Here is a 20,163-nt window from a genome sequence, read left to right on the forward strand (position 1 = left end):
CCGGGTGACGGTGGAGGGGACGAATCCCCCGACCGTCTCGCGAGGCATCCTCTTGGGCTCGATCAGCACCGGCCACCACGCCGCTCTCGTCGGGCTGGGCGTCTACCGTCCGCGCCGGGTGGTCACCAACGAGGAGGTGTGCGAGCACCTCGAGGTGGACGCGGACTGGGTCACGGCCCGCTCCGGCATCACCTCGCGGCGTTTCGCGGGCGCGGACGAGACCATGGTGGCCATGGCGTCGGCCGCCGCGACCGAGGCGCTGGCCTCGGCGGGCCTGACGCCCGCCGAGGTCGGGGTGACGCTGGTGGCCACGATGTCCTCGGACACCGCGGCCCCGCAGGTCGCGACGCGGGTCGCCGACGCCGTGGGGGCCGCCGGAGCCGCGATGGACCTCGGCGCCGCGTGCGCCGGGTTCTGCTACGCCCTGGAGGTGGCCGCGGCGCTCGTCGACGCGGGCCACGGCGCGGTGCTGGTGGTGGGCGTCGAGCGGATGAGCGACATCGTCGACCCGGGCGACCGGTCCACGGCGTTCCTGTTCGGCGACGGCGCCGGGGCGGCCGTGGTGGGCCCGTCGGAGGAGATCGGGATCGGCCCCGTCGCCTGGGGCGCGGACGGCTCGCAGGCCGACCTCATCGTCCAGTCCCCGACGTGGGTCGAGGCCCGCACCGCGACCGAGCGCCCGGCGCTGCGGATGCAGGGCCCGGCCGTGTTCCGCTGGGCGACGTCGCGGATGGTCCCGCTCGCGAGGGAGGCGCTGGAGAAGGCCGGCTGCAAGACCGAGCAGCTGGCGGCCTTCGTCCCGCACCAGGCGAACGCACGGATCACCGACGGCCTGGTCAAGGCCCTGCAGCTCCCGGAGCACGTCGCCGTGGCCCGGGACGTGGTGACCACCGGCAACACCTCGGCCGCCTCGGTCCCGCTGGCGATCGACGCGCTGCTGGCCGCGGGAGAGGTGCGTCCCGGCGACCTCGCCCTGCTGGTCGGGTTCGGCGCCGGCCTGACCTTCGCCGGTCAGGTGCTACGCCTGTGAGGTCCGACCCAGCAACAGGTCGAGCACCTGCTCGCGGAGGTCGTCGTCGAGCACGCCGTCCCGGGGCAGGATGCCGTACATCCCGTGGCTCACGCGGTCCACGGCGTCGTGGACGAGACCTGACACCGCCGTGAGGACGACCCCACGGACGAGCTCGTACGGGGCGTCCTCCAGGTCGAACCGCCAGAGCAGGCCCGCGAGGGTCCGGGGCCGGTCCGTGGCGTCACCCATGGCGAGGAGCTGCTCGGCGCTGGGTTCGTCGCCGGTGTCGGGCCGCACCGGCGGTCCCCACGCCGTCTCCTGGATCGTGCCGTACCGCCACCTCGACGCCGGAGAGGTCACCGGCGGGAGGATGTCCCGCACCGGTTGATGGCCCAGCCGGGCCGCCGCGAGGATCTGCAGCCGGAGTCCCTCGATCTCGCGCGGGTCCATGCCGGTGTGATCGACCAGGACCCGGACGGTGTGGACGACGGAGTCCTCGGACCAGGCCTGGAGGAGGGTCCTCCGTCCCTCGTCGCGGTGCACGTGCCGCCAGCCCGACTCGCCCTCGAATCCCGACTCGGGTCGGAGTCCCAGGGCGGTCGAGATCGTGCTGAGGCGGGAGGACGGGAAGGGCATCTCGAGGCCGTCGCCGCGGAACAGCCGGACGGTGAGCACCGGCCGCTCCGGCAACATCGCGGCGGCCGACGGCGCCGGGTCGTCGGGGCCGGAGCCGACGCGGGTCAGTCCCACCGCCCGGGCCGCCGCCTCCGCCTCGCGGCGGACACGGTCGACGACCTCCGCCGGCAGGCTCCCGGAGCCGCCGTCCACCACGATCCGCCAGTGCTCGCGGGTCTCGTCGCCATACAGGACGACCGACGGCAGGCCCGCGCGGCGGGGACGCAGGCCCCCGCCGTCGTGGAGCCGTCGATGGCCGAACTCGTGGTCCATCGCGTCGTCGAGCCGGGCGTACGACTCGAGGTCCAGCAGTTTCTGGAGGTGCGCGAGACGGTGGACGTCGAGGGCACCCTCGAACTCCAGCTCCATCACCGGCCGACCCATCAGCGGTGTCCGGCGATCCCGCGCGGCTCGTAGGTCTCCGACAGCTCGGTGAGCTCGTGGTCGTCGAGCTGCAGGTCGATCGCCGCGACGGCCTCCTCGAGGTGCTTCAGCTTCGTCGCCCCGATGATCGGCGAGTCGACGACCGGCTGCGCAAGCAACCACGCCAGCGCCACCTGGGCCCGGCTGACCCCGCGCTTGTCGGCGATCTCGGCGACCTTCTCGACGATGTGCCGGTCGGAGTCGCGGTAGAGCGTCTTGCCGAACTCGTCGGTCTCGCCGCGGTTCGTCGTCTCGTCCCAGTCGCGGGTCAGCTTGCCGCGCGCGAGCGGGCTCCACGGGATCGAGCCGACGCCCTCGTCGAGGCAGAGCGGATTCATCTCCCGCTCCTCCTCGCGGTAGAGCAGGTTGTAGTGGTTCTGCATCGTCACGAACCGGGCCCAGCCGTTCGCATCCTGCAGGTGCAGCGCCTTCGCGAACTGCCAGGCGAACATCGAAGACGCGCCGATGTAGCGCGCCTTACCGGACTTCACGACGTCGTGGAGCGCCTCGAGGGTCTCCTCCAGCGGCGTCTCGGGGTCGAACCGGTGGATCTGGTAGAGGTCCACGTAGTCCATGCCGAGCCGGCGCAGCGAGGCGTCGATCCCGGTGAGGATCGCCTTGCGCGAGAGCCCGGCGCCGTTGGGCCCGGGGCGCATCCGGTTGAAGACCTTCGTCGCGACGACGATCGCGTCGCGGTCGGCCATCTCGTTCAGCCAGCGGCCGGTGATCTCCTCCGACGTCCCCTGCGAGTAGACGTCGGCGGTGTCGAAGAAGTTGACGCCGGCCTCGAGCGCGGCGGAGAAGAACGGCTTCGCCTCGTCCTGCGGCAGCGCCCAGGGCCACCGGTCGTTCGGCACGCCGTAGCTCATGGTGCCGAGGCAGATGCGCGAGACGTCCAGGCCGGTCGAGCCGAGCTTCGTGTACTCCATGCTGCCGGTCTACCCGCGCCCACGAGCCGACGCACCCGCCGTCGGGAAGGCTCCCGGAAACGCACGAACGGGCCGTTCATCACGGTCTTCGGTGATGAACGACCCGCTCGTCCGGATCGGGCTACTCCGCGTGGTGCGACTCCGCCAGCTTGTAGACGGGCGTGTCGATGCCCTCCTGGCGGGCCTTGAGCTGCAGCGACAGGTAGAGCGAGTAGTGCCGCGACTGGTGCAGGTTGCCGCCGTGGAACCACAGGTTCTGCTGCTGGGTGGGCTTCCACATGTTGCGCTGCTCGCCCTCCCACGGGCCCGGGTCCTTCGTGGTGTCGGAGCCCAGGCCCCACACCTTCCCGACCCGCGAAGCCATGTCCTCGCCGATGATGTCCGCCACCGAGGTGATCATCGAGCGGTAGCCGGTGGCCAGCACGACGAGGTCCGCCTCGAGCTCGGTGCCGTCGGTGAGCTTCACGCCGGTCTCGGTGAACTCCTGCACCTGCCCGTTCACCAGCTTCACCTTGCCGTCGGCCACGAGCTGCGCGGCACCCACGTCGATGTAGTAGCCCGAGCCGCGGCGCAGGTACTTCATGAACAGGCCCGACTCGTCGTCGCCGAAGTCGAGGTCGAAGCCGGCCGCACGGAGCTGGTCGTAGAACTCCTTGTCGCGGACCTTCGCCTCGTCGTAGGCGGGCCGCTGGAAGTCGGCCATGATCCGGTACGGCAGCGAGGCGAACGTCAGGTCGGCGGTCCGGGTGGTGACCCCGTTGCGCACGGCCTCCTCGGAGTACAGCCCGCCGAGCGCGAGCTCCATGAGGGTGTCCGACTTGATGATGTGGGTCGACGACCGCTGCACCATCGTGATGTCGGAGCCCGCCTCCCAGGCGGCCCCGCAGATGTCGAACGCCGAGTTGTTCGACCCGATGACGACGATCTTCTTGTCCTCGTAGCCCGCCGGCCCGGGGTGCTCGGACGAGTGCTGGATGACGCCCCGGAAGCGCTCCATGCCCGGGAACTCGGGCTTGTTCGGCTTGCCGGAGACGCCCATCGCGAACACCAGCTGCCGCGGGCGCAGGACGACCTCCTCGGGCCCGTCGCCGCGGTCGCGCGTGACCTTCACCGTCCAGCGGCCCTCGGCCTCGTCGAACTCGGCCGACTCCGCGAAGGTGGAGCCCCAGTAGTTGATCTCCATGACCCGCGTGTACATCTCGAGCCAGTCGCCGAGCTTGTCCTTGGGCGCGAAGACCGGCCAGTTGTCCGGGAACGGGATGTAGGGCAGGTGGTCGTACCAGACCGGGTCGTGCAGGGCGAGGCTCTTGTACCGCTTGCGCCAGGAGTCGCCGGGCCGCTCGTTGCGCTCCACGATGATCGCCGGGACGCCGAGCTGGCGCAGCCGGGCCGCGAGCGCGATGCCGCCCTGGCCGCCGCCGATGATGACGACCTCGGGCTGGCGCGAGTAGCCGAGCTCCTCCGCCTCCGCCTCGCGCGACTCCTTCCACGTGACGCGGTCGGGGTTCGCACCGTGCTCGGTGCCGAACGGACGCCGTTCGCGCTGGTTCTCCTCGTGGCCCTTGAGCTCGTCGAGGGTGGTCAGGAGGGTCCAGGCCTTGCCGTCCTTGAGGCGCACGTGCCCGGTGCCCCGGCCGACCGCGGTATCGAAGGTCAGCCACGCCTCGTCGACGCCGTCGGCCGACGTCGGCTCGCCGTCGACGGCGAACCCCGTGGGGTCGATCCGGTCGAGCACCGTCGTCAGCAGGTCGGCGACCTCGTCGGTCCCCTCGACGGTGGCGATGTTCCAGGTGAACGACACCAGGTCGCGCCAGTAGCACTCGTCGGCGAACAGCGACACGGCCGCGCTGACATCGCGTGCGGACAGGGCGTCCTGGAACGCCGACACCCAGGATTCGACGCGGTCGGTCACCTCGCTCGTGGAGCGATCCAGGGTCTGCGTCACGCGGCACCTCTTCTCTCGGAGTCCAGTGGTGAGGTGACCACGGTCACCCGCGGACCCCGGTACCGGCAAGGGTTGCAACGTTGTTGCGCGCTGCGTGCCGGACGCCACACGACCCGCCGTCGGGAAGAGCCTGGACCTGGACCGCGGTTCAGGTCCTAGCGTCGACGGCATGACCGTCGCCCCGACCCGCCGCTGGTGGATCCTCGCCGTCATCGGCGTGGCCCAGCTGATGGTCATCCTCGACAACTCGATCGTGAACATCGCGCTGCCCTCGGCGCAGGCCGACCTCGGGTTCTCGGACGCCCAGCGCCAGTGGGTGGTGACGGCGTACGCGCTCGCCTTCGGCAGCCTGCTGCTGCTCGGCGGCCGCCTCTCCGACCTGTTCGGTCGCAAGGCCGCGTTCGTCGTCGGGCTGGTCGGGTTCGCCGTGGCGTCCGTGCTGGGCGGCCTCGCGCCCGGCTTCGAGCTGCTCGTCGCGGCCCGCGCGCTGCAGGGCGTCTTCGGGGCGCTGCTGGCGCCGGCCGCGCTGTCGCTGCTGACGACGACCTTCCCCGCCGGCCGCGATCGTGCCCGCGCCTTCGGCGTGTTCTCCGCCCTCGCCGGCTCGGGTGCGGCGATCGGCCTGCTGCTCGGCGGGACGCTGACCGAGTACGCCGACTGGCGCTGGTGCATGTACGTCAACGTGGTGTTCGCGGTGGTCGCACTCGTGGGCGCCCTCGTCCTCATGCCGTCCCACCCGACCGGCGACCGGCCGAAGCTGGACCTCGTCGGCACCGTCACCGCGTCGGCCGGCCTCTTCGGCGTCGTCTTCGGCTTCGCGACCGCCGAGACCGACGGCTGGGGCTCCTGGGTCGTCTACGCGTTCCTGACGGCGGGAGTGGTGCTGCTGGGCGTGTTCGTCGCGGTCCAGCGGGTGCGGGCCGCCCCGCTGCTGCCGCTGCGCGTGCTGCTCGACCGGTTCCGCGGCGGCTCGTACCTGACGGTCCTGGTCCTGACGACGGGGATGTTCGGCCTGTCGCTCTTCCTGGCCTACGTCCTGCAGGCGCAGCTGGGCCTCTCCCCGGTGCTGACCGGCGTCGCGTTCCTCCCGATGGTCGCCTCGATCATGACGGCGTCGACCACCGTCCCGGCGATCGTGCTGCCGCGTCTCGGGCCGAAGCCGCTGATCTTCGCCGGGCTCCTGCTCGCGTCCGGGGCGCTGTTCTGGTTCTCCCACCTGTCGCCGGAGTCGACCTACGTCGGCAGCGTGCTCGGGCCGCTGATCCTCATGGGCCTGGGCATGGGCACCGCGATGTCGACGTCGATCAACACCGCCACCCTGGGCGTGGAGCGGCAGGACGCGGGCGTGGCGTCGGCGACGGTCAACACGATGCAGCAGGTCGGCGGGTCGGTGGGGACGGCGTTGCTGTCCTCGATCGCGGGCACGGCGACCGCCTCGGCGCTGGGGCTCGGGCTCTCGCCGCAGGCCGCGGCCCTAGCCGGGTACGACCGCGCGTTCCTGGTGGCCGCCGGCATCTTCGTCGTGGCGGCCGTGGTGTGCGCGGCGATCGTGCCGGTGGGGCGTCCGCACGCGACGGTGGCCTCGGAGGGCACCGAGAGCACGGGGCCCGCGGAGGTCGCGACGCCGGGCCTCTCCGGTCGGGTGCTCGACGGCGAGGTGCCGATCGACGGCACCGTGACGTTGATCGACGCGCTCACCGGGGCGCAGGTGGGGCACCTCCCGGACCGAGGACGGGCGCTACGGGTTGGAGGTCCCGCAGGCCGGCGACTATCTGCTCATCGTCTCCGCGCCGGGGCGCCGTCCGATGGCGGAACGGGTCCGCGTGGCGGCGCCGCAGCTCGCGGTGGCTCGCGACCTGCGGCCCTGACGACGGACGCGTACCACCCACCTTTGTGACGTTGAGCGTCAGCATGGCCGCAGTGCTGACGCCCCGGGAAGGCCCCTACTCCGGGTCGTTCGGCGTGTCCGGGCCGGCCCGGTAGGGCGTGGTGACGCCGTCGTACATGAGGTGGGCGACCAGGCCCTGCTTCGGGTGGGTCAGGTTGTGACAGTGGTCCATCCAGACGCCCGGGTTGTCGGCGACGAACGCGACGTCGTAGGTGGCGCCGTCGGGCACGTCCAGCGAGTCGATCCACCACGGGCTGCCCGTGGCGGGCACGCCGTCCCGGGCCAGGACCACCGCGTGGTGGCCGTGCAGGTGCATCGGGTGCACCTCGCCCGAGGAGTTGCTCAGGCGCATCCGCACCACGTCGCCCTCGGCGACCGTGAACATCGGGATGTCGGGATACATCCGGCCGTTGATCGTCCAGTACAACCCCGGCACCCCGCCGATGAAGCCCGGACGGCGACCGATGGCGTAGTCGAAGATCCGGGTCGGCGCGCCGGGGTCGAAGCCGAGCGGGGCCGGTGACCCGTAGCGCAGCAGGTCGACCGTGCCCGACGGGACCGGGGCCGGCGGGCCACCTCCCCCGACGACGACCGCTGCTCCCCCGAGCTCGACCCGCGCCGGCGCGGTCACCTCCAGGTCGGCGCGCCCGCCCGCGGTGACGAGCACGGCGGCGCCGCTCACCGGGGTCGGGTCGTGCACGTCCGTGCCGTCGACCGCGAGGACCCGGTACGGCGAGCCCGACCAGGCCCGCATCGGGCCGTCGTCGGTGTTGGTGACCCGCACCCGCATGGTCTGCCCCGCCGCCGCGGGCACGGCCACGTCCCCGGGCACGCCGTTCACGGTGCGCCGGCCCCCGAAGAGGTGCACCAGCGCGGTCGCCTCGGCGCCCACTCCCCCGGGCGGCACCACCACGAGCGACCCGAACAGCCCGCCGCGCACCTGCTCGTCGGCGACCTGGTGGGAGTGGTACCAGTACGACCCGACCTGGTCCGCCCGGAACCGGTAGACGAACTCCCCGCCCGGCAGGACGGCGTCCTGGGTCACCCCGGCCACCCCGTCGTCGCCGTTCGGCACGTCCATCCCGTGCCAGTGCAGCGTGATGCCGCGCGCGACGTCGGCGTTCACCAGACGCACCGCCACGACCTGGCCCGCGACGGCCCGGATCTCCGGCCCGGGCCGTTGCCCGTTGAGGGTGTAGCCGGACCCGTCCGCGCGGGCGACCAGGGTGACCTGGACGTCGACGGGCACGTCGGCCGGCAGGCGCAGCGTGTCCACCGACCGGCCCGGCATCGCCATGTCGTGGGCGGCGTGACCGACCGGACCACCCCCGCCGTCGGGAACGCCCATCTCGGCCACCGACCAGCTGCCGGCCGGGAGGCTGGCGGCCCAGAACCAGGCGACCGGCGCGAGGACGGCGAGCGTGGCCAGCAGGGCGACGACGGTGCGACGACGCCGCCGCCGGTCGCGGGTGACGACCGGCGCGGCGGGCCGGGTCCCGGTGAGCACCGCCTCTACACGAGGGGCGCGGCGTGGGCGCCCGTCGAGGCCGACTCGGTGGCCGGCGCGGCGGGCGCGGCGGACTTGCGGGCCGCGACCAGCGCCACGACGAGCAGTCCGAGCGCGACGGCGCCGTGCAGCATCCCCAGCGCGGGCACGGTGTGCGCGAAGATGCCGAGGGCGACCTGCACGACGACCAGGGCGAACGCGGCCCCGGCCCAGGCGATCGCCCCGGCGAACCGGGCGAAGAACGAGGAGATCAGGAACAGCAGGCCGAGCGCCGGGACGATCAGGGTGCCGTTCAGGCCGTGCACCATGAAGCCGGTGACGCCGTCGAAGACGACGGACTCGCTCTCGATGCCGGCCTTGTCGAGGACGCCCCCGTTCTCGATCCAGGTCGTGAGGCCGAACAGGGCCCACGCGATGGCGGCCGCCTGGACGACGACCTCGAGGGCGAGCAGGTAGGCCAGGACACGGTAGACGGCGCGCATCACGTTCCCCCGGGGATCACTGGTGGTGGTTCTCGCGTCCGCATCCGTGGATCTCGACGGGGACTCACGGCGGCGGTTCGCGAGTGCCGTCACTCTAAGCTAAATCTGTGACCGGTGTCCTACTCTTTCCGAGTGAATAGACGCTGGACGACCGACGCGCGCTCGGGGCGCCCCTGCGGACCCGGCCGGTGTCCGATCGGTACCGTGGGGGCATGGCCGACAGCCTCACCGACACGACCACGGTCCCCGAGCTCGTCGGGCTCGCCGCGGCCGACGCCCACGACACGGCGCTCGATGCTCGCCTGCTGGCCGTCCCGCAGAACGCCCGGCACACCGGCGCGGGCCGCAGCATCATCACCAACCAGCGCCCGAAGGCGGGCGCGGCGGCGACCCCCGGCGACACCATCATGATCTGGGTCGACGACCCGGCCGCCGGGCCCACCGGCGAGGAGGGTCCCGACGACGACGGGTCCGGCGGGGGCGGCGGCTCGCGCCTGCCCGACGGCCCGAAGACCACCCCGACCGCAGGCGCCAAGTAGCGCCCACCCACCCGGCCCGGCCCACGACCCCGTCGTGCGCCGGGCCTTCGCGTCTCCGGCTCAGTGGTCGAACTGCACCGCGGAGCGCGCGGCGATCAGCGGGGCGATCCGCTCGGCGATGATCTGCTTGTGCTCCGGGTGGTCGCGGTAGCGCAGGTAGGCGTCGCGGTCGGCGAACGTGGCCGCGACCGCGAACGCGGCGTTGCCCTCGTTCACCCCGATGTCGCTCCCGGCCTGCCAGGACTCCAGCCCCTCGAGTCCCTCCCCGCGGTCGATCCACTCCTGCAGCGCGGCGAGGATCCCCGCGACCGTGTCCGTCGAGGTGCCCTCGACCCAGGTGAACGTGACGACGTGCGTGACGGCCATGGTCGTCAGCCTGCCATCCCGTTCCCGACGGCGGGTCGACTCAGCCCCGGGACCGCGCGGCGAGCGGGACGACGCGCGTCGGGGCGGCGGCCTCGTCGTCGGGCTCGTCGGGCTCGTCGGGCTCGCCGTCGTGCGTGAGTGGCGCCTCTCGCACGTCTGACGTCAGCGATGGACCATCGCTGACATCCGGGTCGGGAGCGGCCGACTCCGGGGTTGCGGCTCCTGTGTCACTGGACGACAGCATGGCCGCACCGCTGACACGGGAGGGCAACGCCGACAGCCCCGTCCGCGCCCGGGCCACGACGGCCGGGTCGGTCGCGGCGAGCGCCTCGGTGAACGCGGTCCGGGCGGCCTCGTGGTGGCCGCTCGACGACTCCAGCGTCCCGAGCTGGCACGCCGCCTCCACCGCCAGCGCCGGGTCCCGGGAGCGGCGCAGCAGCGTCAGCAGATCCCGGGCGTCGGAGACCCGGCCCTGCCGCAGCGCGATGTCGGCGAGGACGACCTGCACGCCGAGCTGGTCGGCGGCCTGGTCGAGGTGGCGCCGGGCACGGTCGAGGCGGTCGTAGCGGTAGAACACCAGGCCGAGTCCGCGGTGTGCGGCGCGGACCTGGTCCTCGTCGCCGACCGCGATGACGAACGCGAACCACTGCGCCGCCTCGCGGTCGCGCTCGAGCCCGGCGAAGCCGCGGGCGATGCGCAGGGCCGGCACGGGTCCGAGCGGGTCGGGCTCGAGGTCGGCGACCATCACCGCCGCGAGGCTGTCCAGGCCCGAGGCCAGCATGGTGCGCGCGGCGACGTAGCGGGCGTGGTGGTCGAGGTGCCCGGCGATGCAGCGCACGAGCTCGTCGGAGGGCAGCCGGGCCAGGTCGACCAGCACGCGGGCCGGCGCGAGGTGCCGGGAGCCGCCGCGCACGGTGCGCCGCACCCATCCCTCCTCGACGAGCCCGTCGACGATCGCGGTGAGGTCGCCGGTCGCGTCGTCGGGTCGCAGCGCCGCGAGGACCTCCTGGTCCAGCGCGGTGGGGACACCGAGCCGGTGCCAGACCGCGACCAGCCGCACGACGTCGCCCGCCGCGCCCGCGAACGCCTCGCGCGCGGCCGCGACCGGTGCCACCAGGTCCCCGAGCCGCCGCCCCACCATCGCCGAGGCACCGAGGGCCGCGACCGTCTCGTGCGACTCCCGGCCGACGACCTCCGCCGGCGTCACCGGCGCCACCACCACGGGCGCGAAGCGGGTGGCGGCCAGCTCGCCGCGCGAGAGCGCGGGCAGGCCCCACCGCACCGTCAGCACGAGCCGCACCACGGTCACGCGGCCCCGGCCGTCTCCCCCGGGCTGCGAGCACGCGGCGAGGACGTCGCCGCGGACCTGGTCGAGCAGGGTGAGCGGGGCGTCGTCGCACCAGATCAACACCGCTCGCGACGGCGAGGCCCGGCGCCGGGCCCGCTCGACGACCTCCTCGAGGTTGGCCTGGTACGGGTCGTCCAGCTCGACGAACAGGTCGCCGGGCCGCTCGGTGCGCACCGCGTGCGCGGCGGTGCGGGTGACCCCCGCCGAGGGCGGACCGGTCACGACGACGACGGGGTGCACCTCCGAGGCGAGCAGCTGGGCCAGTCGGTCGTCCGCGGCCCGGGGCAGGTAGTCCGCGTCCAGCTCACCGTGCCCGGAGTCGGGCAGCCCGCCGGCCGCGGCGACGCGGACGCCGACGAGGGCGCGCGCCGCACGGCCGAGGGCCGCGGGCGAGAGCCAGGTGCCCTCGCGGGGTCGTCGGTCGGTCATCGGGAGCGCTCCCACGTACGCAGTGTGACGTATCGGTCCCTTTCCGATCACGTTTCGTCACGCTTCGAGGCACGAACGAGCACGGCGACCTCGTGTGGTGCAGGCGCAGGTCGACGGGGGGTGGAGACTGTCGTCGGACGTGGGTGACGCGGGCAGGACCTTCGGGACCCTCTGCTCACGCTCCGTGCACGACGCCGGCGAGGGTCCGCATCAGCGAGGCTCGCGAGAAGTGCCGGTCCGTCACGGCCGGCCCCGCCCGGCGGGCGGGGCGAGGCGGACGAACGGGTGCGGACGCGACCGGCGGGCGAGGAACGCCGAGAGGACCTCCGCGGCGGTGCGCCGCCGACGGGTGCGCAGGGTGCGGTGGGCCTCGTCCTCGTCGGCGGCCGCCGACCACTCCGTGGACCGGGACATCACGTCAGCCCGCGATCGGGTGGCCCGGGTGGCCGGCCGGCGGGGTCGGGAACGGGGACACGTCGGCGGTCCGACCCTGCAGGAGCGACAGCTCGGCGTCGACCATGATCCGGGCCAGCTCCGGCGCGAACGTCCGCGGACGCCAGCCGAGCTCGTGGGCGGCCTTGGACGGGTCGCCGACGAGCGCGTCGACCTCGGTGGGCCGCAGGTAGCGCTCGTCGAAGCGGACGTGCCGGGTCCAGTCCAGCCCGACGTGGCCGAAGCACAGGCGGGCGAAGTCCTCGACGGAGTGGGCGGTGCCGGTCGCGAGGACGTAGTCGCCGGGCTCGTCGGCCTGCAGCATCGCCCACATGCCCTCGACGTACTCCGGCGCGAAGCCCCAGTCGCGGACCGCGTCCAGGTTGCCGAGGTAGACGTGCCGCTCGTGCCCGAGCGCGATGCGGGCGGCGGCGCGGGCGAGCTTGCGGGTCACGAACGCCTCGTCGCGACGCGGGGACTCGTGATTGAAGAGGATCCCATTGACCGTGTGCATCCCGTACGCCTCACGGAAGGTCCGCGCGGTCCAGTACCCGAACATCTTGGAGACGCCGAAGGGCGACACGGGTCGGAGCGGGCTGTCCTCGTGATGCGGGGGTGGCGTCGACCCGAACATCTCCGCGCTCGACGCCTGGTAGAACCGGACGTCCAACCCGATCATGCGGATCGCCTCGAGGAGCCGGACGGTACTCACCCCGGTGACGTTCGCGGTCGATTCCGGCTCGTCGAAACTGACGGGCACGTGCGACTGAGCGGCCAGGTGGTAGACCTCGTCGGGCACGATGTCGGAGAGCAACGAGACCAGGCGAGACGTGTCGACCAGCTCGCCGTGGTGCAGCTGCAACCGCGACTCGGGATCGTGCCGATCACTGCGGAGGTGGTCGATTCGGTGCGTGGCGGCCGTCGATCCTCGTCGAACCAGGCCGTGCACCTCGTACCCCTTCGAGAGCAGCAGTTCCGCCAGGTACGAGCCGTCCTGGCCGGTGATCCCGGTGATGAATGCTGACCTGGGGTGTTGGGCGGACGTCATCCGGTGGTCCTCTCCGTCGGCCGATACTCACACCACGCGCTCCGCGTGTCGCCCCGACGTGGACTGCGACGGCGACCGGCGGTCGTGATGTCGCCGTTCGTGCTCGCGAGACCCGAACGAGTGACGGGACGGCTCGCTCGCCGCGACCGAGGCCATGAGCTCGCGCCCGGCCACGAGGATCCTCGTCCGTCCGGCATCCCCGGGCCCGCCCCACCGCCCCGACAACGATCTCGAGCAGATTGCGGCTGAGCGACGGACATCGTCGCCAAACGTGACTTTTCGACCGTCCAACGCTTCAATACGACCACTCACCGCGGAGTTGCTGGGCTGAATGGAGTAGTCGCGGCGAGATTCGCACGCTTCGGAGTGTGCTCACATCGTCACGCCCCGCCACTGTCCCCCGCTCCCACCGTCTGCGATCCGTGTTGGTCGCCGGGCTCGCCGTCGCCGCACTCGGCGTCGCGGCCCCCGTCACGGCCCATGTCCTGCTCCCCGCGTCGACCTCGACCGTGCTCGACCAGGACCTCGTGAGCCCGACCGGCTCGCTCGGGAACGCCGTGAACGATCCCTCCCGCCGCGCCGCCGTCGTCGACGAGGTCAGCGACGCCATCAGCGAGACCGCGTCCGACCAGGGCGGACCCGGCGCGTGGGCGCTCTCGGCGATCGAGCGCAGCAGCCCCGGAGCAGTGCACACGCTGGTGGACCGTCAGCTGATCGGTTACGCCAACGCCCTGCAGCCCTCGTGGGACGCCTACAAGTCCTCCGGTGCCGCGGGTGGCTTCGGCGACTACCTGTCGAGCCGGAGCTCCGAGGTGAGCGACACCCTGCTCGGCGTCAGCGACCGCTACGCCGAGGCAGCCCGGACCACGGGGGCCCGCGTCGCCTACCAGGTGGGACGGTCCAGCGCTGCGGAGGACATCCCCGCCGCCCTGCCGGAGATCGGATCGATCCTGGAGAAGGCCGCGGGCTGACCCCGCGTCCGTCCGGCGCTCCCGGTGCCCGCCGCCCACGACGTCGTCGACGTGGGCGGCGACCTCCGGTCCCGGCCCGGACCGCCGGCCCGCCGGGGGGGGCGGGCCGGACCGTGCCACACCGACGTCAGCGAGGTCCGGCGACCATCCCGGCGTAGACCTCCGACCTGGACCGTGCGACCGTCCCCAGGTCGAAGCGCCGCATCGCGACCTCGCGCGCGGCGCGGCCGATCTCCCGGCGCAGGACCCGGTCGTCAACTGCGGTCGTCAGGCCGGCGACGAGCTCGTCGGTGCTGTTGGCCGGGATGATCCAGCCCGAGACGCCGTCAGACAGGATCTCCGGGATGATCCCGGATCGGGTCGCGACGACGGGCAGGCCGACGCTCATGGCCTGCAGCATCGCGTGCGCGTCGTGCTCCTGGTGGTCCTCGAGGATCCGGGCCGGGAGCGCGTACACGTCGAGCTGCCCCAGGAAGTCCGCGACCTCGTCGACGGGCACGGCGTCGAGCACTCGCAGCCACGGCCGGGACGCCGCCAGCTCCTGCAGGGTCTGCGACAGCGGGCCGGCACCGAGGAGGTGCAGCTCGACCTCGCGTCCCGTGGCGGCGACCCGGTCGACCGCGTCGACCAGGTCGAGCACGCCCTTGTGCTCGGAGAGTCGCCCGCAGTACCCGATCACCACCGCCCGGTTCGCCCTTTCGACGGGGCGGAACACGCTGCTGTCGACACCCACGTGGGTCGTCACCGCAATCCGCGCCGGATCGACCGCGAACGTCTCGCACACCATCGAGCGGGCCATCTCGCTGGCCGCCACGATGAAGTCGCAGGCCCGGAAACCGAGCCGGGCCACCTGGTACTTCAGGCGTCCACGCAGCCCGGGGTAGCGGCGGAAGGTGTTCTTCTTGGTGGTCACCGCCAGGGTGCACCGCGGCGCGAGCAGCCACGTCAGGACGCGTGCCTGCCAGAAGATCGCCGACCACGGGTCGTAGTCCACGTGCACGATGTCGGGCTTCCAGCTGCGGATGTCCAGGGTCGCGCTCCGGAGCACGTACTGCGCCCCGAACAGCCCGACGCGCTCGAACGTGCACGTCACACCGTCCGCGTCACCGACGACCTCGAAGTCGTCGAAGACGAGGGCGCGCCACCGCCTCGGCGCCACGAGCCGGACGGGCAGGTGCTCGTTCAGCCGCAGTATCTGCTCGCGCAGCATCGGTTCCGAGTACGCGTGGGAGATGATGAGGACCCGCGGTCGGCGAGCGCTCATCGGTCACCGGGCGGCACGTCGGACGCCTTGCGGAGGAGGAAGCTGCGCTCGACCCCGACCGGGGTCGTGCACTTCGCGGAGTCGACGACCCGCAGCCCGACCGCCCCGCACAGGTCGCGGAACTGTTCCGGGAGGAGCGGATAGGACTCCGCGAGCCCGAGACGCTTCCAGACCTGGTAGTTCACCGGGTCGAAGACGCCGAAGGAACAGACCACCCACTCGCGCGAGACCCGCGCGAACTCGCCCATCACCGCGTACTGGATCGGGATCGGCAGGTGCTTGGTCAGCGCGTGCGAGAAGACCAGGTCGAACTCGTCGTCCGGGTACTCCAGGGACTCGGCGTTCCCCTCCCGCACCGCTACGTCCACGGGGACGCGGTCGACGCGCGTCCGGGCGGTCTGGAGCATCGCGGGCGAGACGTCGAGCGCCTCGATGCTCGCCGCCTTCGTCGCGAGCAGGGGCCACCAGCGACCGATCCCGCACGGTACGTCCAGGACCGACAGTCCGCCGGGCAGTCCCGCGAGCATGGCCGAGACCGCGTTCTGCTCACGACGCCACCGGTACCGGCCCAGCGCGCCGGAGAAGCGATGCTCCTCGTAGCTGTCCACCACACCCCGGTCGGCATAGGAGGTCCTGGCCGAGTAGGTCGAGTTCACGTCCGACATCCGTCTTCCTCTTTCCTGTCGTGGGAGGGCACCCGCATCGGGGACGACATTCCTCGGCACGCGATCACCGAGGTGACGAGGAACGCGAAGGCGCCCGCCGTCAGGCCCCACGCCGCCCCCTCGGCGCCGTGGGATCTCGCTCCGAGGGCGGTGGTGGCGATGGCGACGAGAGCGCAGGCGATCTGGCCGACGAACAACGGCTTCAACCGCCGCCGCCCCCTCGCGACGGCCTGGAGCGGGCTGCTGAGACAGACGCACGCCGCCTGCAGGCAGATGGGGATCAACAGGTCCGCCTGGTCCAGGTAGGCCGGGAACACGAGCCGCATCAGGTCCGTCCGCTCCCACGCGAGCATCGCCACCGCGACGGCGGCCACGCCCGCGACGATCTCGACGCGGACCAGCATCCTCGCCGTCTCGGGTCCGTCCCCGTCGGCGTGCAGCCGCGCCGTGAGCGGGATCAGGATCGTCACCACCGCGGCGGCGACGGTCGTGACCGGCTGGGCGACCAGCAGCTGCGCGATCCGGAGTCCTCCCGCCGCGGTCGGCGTGAGCAGAACCCCGACGAGGACGACGATCCCCTGCTGCTGGAACTGGCCGGCGATCGAGGTCGCGGTCCGCCACCCCGACACCGTCCTCGACAGCGACCACCAGGCGCCCAGCACCGGTCGGCGGCCCAGCTCGACCCCGAGACTCCGGAGCAGGACGAGCATCGCGACGGCGGCCCCCGCCGTCCAGGTCCCGGCCAGCGCGAGCGGTCCGTCGACGCCGGCGGTGACGAGCACGGCCATCGACCCGAACTGGACGAGGAACCAGACGCCGTCGGAGAGCAGGGCCGCGGACTGTCGGTGGATCGCGAGCGCTGCGTAGCGGCACGCGTCCTGCACCAGCAGGAACGGCAGGCAGATCGCGGTGTACCACAGCGCTGCGACCGAGTCGTGCGTGATGACGGAGACCAGCGAGATCACGCCCAGCGCGGCGACCCCGGCCAGGAACGCCAGGACGACGGCCGCGTGGATCATGTCGTTGCGGTGCGCCGTGTCACGGATCGTCGAGACCAGGGACAGGAGGGGCTCGCCGATGAACGCCCTCTGCACCCCCGCGACGAACAGGGTCAGCGACATCCCGATGACGAAGACCCCGAACTCGTGCTCGTCGAGGGTCCGCGCGACGACGAACACGAACACGAAGTTCGTGCCGCTGCTCAGGAGCTGATCGGCGAGCCCGATCATCGACCCGGTCCTGGTGGGACCGCCGGGTCGCGGTGTGTCGGACACGGTGTGCCTCGGGCTCACCTAGCGCGGAGTCGGGCTCGGCCGGCTGCTGCCGGACCCGAAGGCCACCATGTCGCTGTCCGCCTCCGGGGCGGACGCCGGCCCGCCGGTCGACCGGCCGTGCCGGGTGGGCACGTGCTCCTCGGACCGCTCGCTCCCGTAGTAGCCGGAGCTGTAGTAGGGCATGTCGACCTTGCGCACCATGGTCAGCACCCCGCCGACGACCGAGGAGTTCACGTTCGCCAACGAGTCCCGGCTGGACGTGATCTTCGCACGACCGGTCGAGTCGGCGCGGCAGACCAGCAGCACCCCGTCACAGTGCACCGACAGCCCCAGCGCGTCCGGTGCGGCCAGCAGCGGAGCGGTGTCGATCAGGACGCGGTCGAACCTCGCGGACAGGGCCTCCAGGAGGGCGGAGGCCTTCTGCGACTCCAGCAGCTCGCCGGGGTTCGGGGGCAGGGGCCCGCTGGCCATGACCCAGAAGTTCTCCCGGTGCGTCCGTTGGAGCACCTCGTCCGCGGACACGAGCCCGGTCAGCACCTGCGTCAGCCCCACCCCGGTCTCCAGACCGAGCCTCTTCGCGAGCGCAGGCTTACGCAGGTCCGCGTCCACCACGACCACCCGCAGACCGGCCCGTGCCATGGACTCGGCCAGGTTCGTGACCGTGGTGGTCTTCCCCTCACCCGGTACGGAGCTGGTGACCAGCAGGACCCGCGGGGGGTGGTCCGGCCTCATGAACTGCAGGTTCGTCCGGGCCTCCTGGAAGCTGTCGAGCCAGCGCGGGCGCACGGGGCTCGTCTCGAAGGCGCTGGTCCCGATCTCCGGGGTGAACGGGATGGAGCCGATCGTCGGGAGGTCCAGCAGCTCGGAGAGCTCCTGGCTCGAGCGCACCGAGGTGTCGGTGTGCTGCCGGAACAGGACACCGCCGATCCCCACCAGGAGTCCGATCCCGGCTCCGAAGATCAGATTCAGCACCCAGTCCGGGGCCGACGGCGCGGCCGGGACGACGGCCGGGTCCACCGTGCGCACCACCACGGAGGCCGGGAGGCCCGGAGTCGCTGGGCGCTCGATGTTGGCGATCAGTGCGGCGAACGCGTCGCCGTACGCGTTGGCGAGGTTGGCCGCCAGCACCGGGTCCTCGTCCCGCACCGAGGCCTGGAGCACGACCGAACGGAGCTCCGAGCCGACGGTCAGCTTCCCGAGCAGTTCGTCCGAGGTGTAGGGCACCCCGGTCCGTCGGATCACGTCCTCCGCGACGGTCCTGCTGCGCAGTAGCTCCTCGTAGGAGTCCACCTTCTGCTCGGAGAGCAGGGAGCCCTGGTACGCGGAGGTGGTCGTGTCGTTGGAGTTCTGCGCCGACACGTAGAGCACCGCGGTCGCCGTGTACTGCGGGACCGTCGTCACGGTCGCCAGGGCGGAGACCAGGGCGCCCAGCACCACGGGGACCGCCACCCACATCCAGTAGCGCCGCAGAGCGCCGAGAATCGTGAGGTTACTCATGTCAGTGCTGCACGCTCCGCTCGAGACTCTGGCTGTACGGGTACGACCGTCCGGTCCGCTTCCGCAGAATCCGGGACGGACGTGGTGAGGACCGCGGCCAGGCAGGCCAGCGGCACGTAGAGGTATCGGTCCGTGATCTGGTTCTCGAACAGTCCCAGGAAGAGCCAGACCACGTGCGAGCACCACAGGGTCCACGAGAGCGTCCGCACGGGCTCGGAGCGGACGGTGCCGACGACCCGGATCGAGGCGATCACGTTGACCTGCACGAGGACGAACGCCAGGACCACCAGGATCCCGCCGGCCGCGGCCACCTGGAGCAGGAGATTGAAGCCCTGGGTGATCACGCCGTAACCGACCCCGAACGCCGGCGAATAGGCGACGTCGGCCAGGGCCTGCGAGGTCACCACGGCCCGTTCGGCGTTGCTCGCGGCCGCGGTGTACGGGTCACGGACGAGGTCGAGGAGGTCCACCACGCCCACGCCGCCCAGCAGGAACGCCAGCGCGACCACCCCGAGCACGACCGACGCGACGGCCACCCGCAGCCGAGCACCCGCACCGGTCACCACGAGCAGGTACAGCGCGATGGCGAACGCGAATCCGACCGCTCCCCCGCGTGAGCCGGAGACGTAGATCCCGGCCCCCGAGGCCGACAGTCCGACCGCGCCCAGGACGCGGACCAGCCGCCCGGGACGCGCGCCGATCCACAGGAACACCGGCGTCGCCATGGCTGCGCTGATCGCGAGGTTGTTCACCCCGCTCGCGAGGCCCGCCTGCCTTCCGCCCAGGTTCGTCACCGGGAGGAGCGACGCGCTGATCCCGGTCAGCCCGCCTGCGTCGGCCACGGCGACCAGGGCACTCACGGCGACCCCGGCCGCCCAGGCCACCGCGATCCGCAGGACCGCGCGCGGCTGGAAGGACTGGGCCATCGTGACGATCAACGGCAGCCCGAGGACGGCCACCAGCCACTTGCCCGCCGTGAGCAGGCTGGAGGTGGAACGACTCTCCGCCCCGCCGTACTCGACCTCGGCGGTGACGAGGACGTCCCGGGCGCTCAGATAGCTCGACGACACGGGCATGAGCTCGTGCACGCACGCGACCACCCCGATCGTCACTGCGAGCGCCACGATCCACCACGGCAGTCGCCACCGCGTCCCGTGCCGCCCCACGTACGCCGCGGCGGCGAGCAGGGCTGCCGCCCAGAGACCGTCCGCCACCTGCAGGTCCCCCACGGAGACCGCGCCCCACGAGGAGGCGAAGGCCGCGGCCGACGCCAGGATGACCGCGGTCTCCCGCCCTCCGATCCGGCGCAGCAGCACGACCGTGACGGGTAGGCAGGCGACCAGGACGGCGGCACCCATGGACACCGTCCCGCCGAGACGGAGGCCGAGGGCCACCAGCGCACATGTCGGGAGAGCGCTCAGGGCGACGAGCCTGAATGCCTCCCGCATCGAATTCGTCATGGGTGCCTC

The 20,163-nt window shown here is 72.4% G+C and carries 18 protein-coding genes; 4 read left to right on the top strand and 14 right to left on the bottom strand.

Annotated elements, in window-relative coordinates; translation table 11 throughout:
• Nucleotides 1-52: 52 nt before the first annotated feature.
• Nucleotides 53-1,030 (top strand): beta-ketoacyl-ACP synthase 3, encoded by a 978-nt coding sequence (locus WCD74_RS00450; RefSeq protein WP_337692838.1) that lies wholly within the window; start codon nucleotides 53-55, stop codon nucleotides 1,028-1,030.
• Here the strand turns inward: WCD74_RS00450 and WCD74_RS00455 are convergent.
• The 3 genes from WCD74_RS00455 to WCD74_RS00465 form a co-directional block, all read right to left on the bottom strand.
• On the bottom strand, nucleotides 1,019-2,071 hold the full coding sequence (locus WCD74_RS00455) for a hypothetical protein (protein WP_337692839.1): 1,053 nt from the start codon (nucleotides 2,069-2,071) through the stop codon (nucleotides 1,019-1,021). The genes WCD74_RS00450 and WCD74_RS00455 overlap by 12 nt on opposite strands.
• A complete protein-coding gene (locus WCD74_RS00460) occupies nucleotides 2,071-3,039 on the bottom strand; it encodes an aldo/keto reductase (protein ID WP_337692840.1) in 969 nt (322 codons plus the stop codon). Before WCD74_RS00460 ends, WCD74_RS00455 begins: the two co-directional genes overlap by 1 nt.
• 121 nt (nucleotides 3,040-3,160) lie before the next feature.
• Nucleotides 3,161-4,984 (bottom strand): NAD(P)-binding domain-containing protein, encoded by a 1,824-nt coding sequence (locus WCD74_RS00465; protein ID WP_337692841.1) that lies wholly within the window; start codon nucleotides 4,982-4,984, stop codon nucleotides 3,161-3,163.
• A 169-nt stretch (nucleotides 4,985-5,153) separates the two neighbouring features.
• On the opposite strand from WCD74_RS00465, the gene WCD74_RS00470 reads away from it, so the two are divergent.
• Nucleotides 5,154-6,881, top strand: a complete 1,728-nt coding sequence (locus WCD74_RS00470) for an MFS transporter (RefSeq protein ID WP_337692842.1) — start codon at nucleotides 5,154-5,156, stop codon at nucleotides 6,879-6,881.
• Nucleotides 6,882-6,927: 46 nt separating this feature from the next.
• On the opposite strand, the gene WCD74_RS00475 is transcribed toward WCD74_RS00470, so the two are convergent.
• Both WCD74_RS00475 and WCD74_RS00480 read right to left on the bottom strand, forming a co-directional pair.
• Entirely contained in the window at nucleotides 6,928-8,379 is a 1,452-nt protein-coding gene (locus tag WCD74_RS00475; protein WP_337692843.1) for a multicopper oxidase family protein, read from the bottom strand.
• 5 nt (nucleotides 8,380-8,384) lie between these two features.
• Nucleotides 8,385-8,861 carry a hypothetical protein gene (locus tag WCD74_RS00480; RefSeq protein WP_337692844.1) on the bottom strand — a complete coding sequence of 159 codons (477 nt, stop codon included), beginning with the start codon at nucleotides 8,859-8,861 and terminating at the stop codon, nucleotides 8,385-8,387.
• Between the two features lie 212 nt (nucleotides 8,862-9,073).
• Here WCD74_RS00480 and WCD74_RS00485 point away from each other — a divergent pair, with 212 nt between their 5' ends.
• Nucleotides 9,074-9,400, top strand: coding sequence for a PASTA domain-containing protein (locus WCD74_RS00485; protein ID WP_337692845.1), 327 nt, complete (start codon nucleotides 9,074-9,076; stop codon nucleotides 9,398-9,400).
• A 60-nt stretch (nucleotides 9,401-9,460) separates the two neighbouring features.
• Here WCD74_RS00485 and WCD74_RS00490 read toward each other — a convergent pair whose 3' ends face one another.
• The 4 genes from WCD74_RS00490 to gmd form a co-directional block, all read right to left on the bottom strand.
• Entirely contained in the window at nucleotides 9,461-9,766 is a 306-nt protein-coding gene (locus WCD74_RS00490) for a Dabb family protein (RefSeq protein WP_337692846.1), read from the bottom strand.
• A gap of 40 nt (nucleotides 9,767-9,806) precedes the next feature.
• Nucleotides 9,807-11,543: a tetratricopeptide repeat protein gene (locus WCD74_RS00495; RefSeq protein ID WP_337692847.1), complete on the bottom strand. Its 1,737-nt coding sequence runs from the start codon at nucleotides 11,541-11,543 to the stop codon at nucleotides 9,807-9,809.
• A gap of 240 nt (nucleotides 11,544-11,783) precedes the next feature.
• A complete protein-coding gene (locus WCD74_RS00500; RefSeq protein ID WP_337692848.1) occupies nucleotides 11,784-11,957 on the bottom strand; it encodes a hypothetical protein in 174 nt (57 codons plus the stop codon).
• A 4-nt stretch (nucleotides 11,958-11,961) separates the two neighbouring features.
• Entirely contained in the window at nucleotides 11,962-13,023 is a 1,062-nt protein-coding gene (gene gmd, locus WCD74_RS00505) for a GDP-mannose 4,6-dehydratase (protein ID WP_337692849.1), read from the bottom strand.
• A gap of 422 nt (nucleotides 13,024-13,445) precedes the next feature.
• Between gmd and WCD74_RS00510 the strand changes: the two genes are divergently transcribed.
• Nucleotides 13,446-13,994 (top strand): DUF6918 family protein, encoded by a 549-nt coding sequence (locus WCD74_RS00510; RefSeq protein ID WP_337692850.1) that lies wholly within the window; start codon nucleotides 13,446-13,448, stop codon nucleotides 13,992-13,994.
• Nucleotides 13,995-14,121: 127 nt separating this feature from the next.
• On the opposite strand, the gene WCD74_RS00515 is transcribed toward WCD74_RS00510, so the two are convergent.
• The 5 genes from WCD74_RS00515 to WCD74_RS00535 all read right to left on the bottom strand — a co-directional run bounded on the left by WCD74_RS00515 (nucleotide 14,122) and on the right by WCD74_RS00535 (nucleotide 20,154).
• Nucleotides 14,122-15,258: a glycosyltransferase family 4 protein gene (locus tag WCD74_RS00515; RefSeq protein WP_337692851.1), complete on the bottom strand. Its 1,137-nt coding sequence runs from the start codon at nucleotides 15,256-15,258 to the stop codon at nucleotides 14,122-14,124.
• Complete coding sequence (locus WCD74_RS00520) at nucleotides 15,255-15,923, bottom strand: class I SAM-dependent methyltransferase (RefSeq protein WP_337692852.1); 669 nt, start codon at nucleotides 15,921-15,923, stop codon at nucleotides 15,255-15,257. The genes WCD74_RS00515 and WCD74_RS00520 overlap by 4 nt, the downstream gene beginning before the upstream one ends.
• The gene (locus tag WCD74_RS00525) at nucleotides 15,911-17,152 is read right to left on the bottom strand and encodes an MATE family efflux transporter (protein WP_337692853.1); all 1,242 of its coding nucleotides are present in this window, start codon (nucleotides 17,150-17,152) and stop codon (nucleotides 15,911-15,913) included. Before WCD74_RS00525 ends, WCD74_RS00520 begins: the two co-directional genes overlap by 13 nt.
• Before the next feature lie 63 nt (nucleotides 17,153-17,215).
• Nucleotides 17,216-18,694, bottom strand: coding sequence for a tyrosine-protein kinase domain-containing protein (locus WCD74_RS00530; RefSeq protein WP_337692854.1), 1,479 nt, complete (start codon nucleotides 18,692-18,694; stop codon nucleotides 17,216-17,218).
• The gene (locus WCD74_RS00535) at nucleotides 18,691-20,154 is read right to left on the bottom strand and encodes an O-antigen ligase family protein (RefSeq protein ID WP_337692855.1); all 1,464 of its coding nucleotides are present in this window, start codon (nucleotides 20,152-20,154) and stop codon (nucleotides 18,691-18,693) included. Before WCD74_RS00535 ends, WCD74_RS00530 begins: the two co-directional genes overlap by 4 nt.
• Nucleotides 20,155-20,163: the final 9 nt, after the last annotated feature.

The organism is Actinomycetospora aurantiaca (assembly GCF_037401875.1).
GTDB lineage: Bacteria > Actinomycetota > Actinomycetes > Mycobacteriales > Pseudonocardiaceae > Actinomycetospora > Actinomycetospora aurantiaca.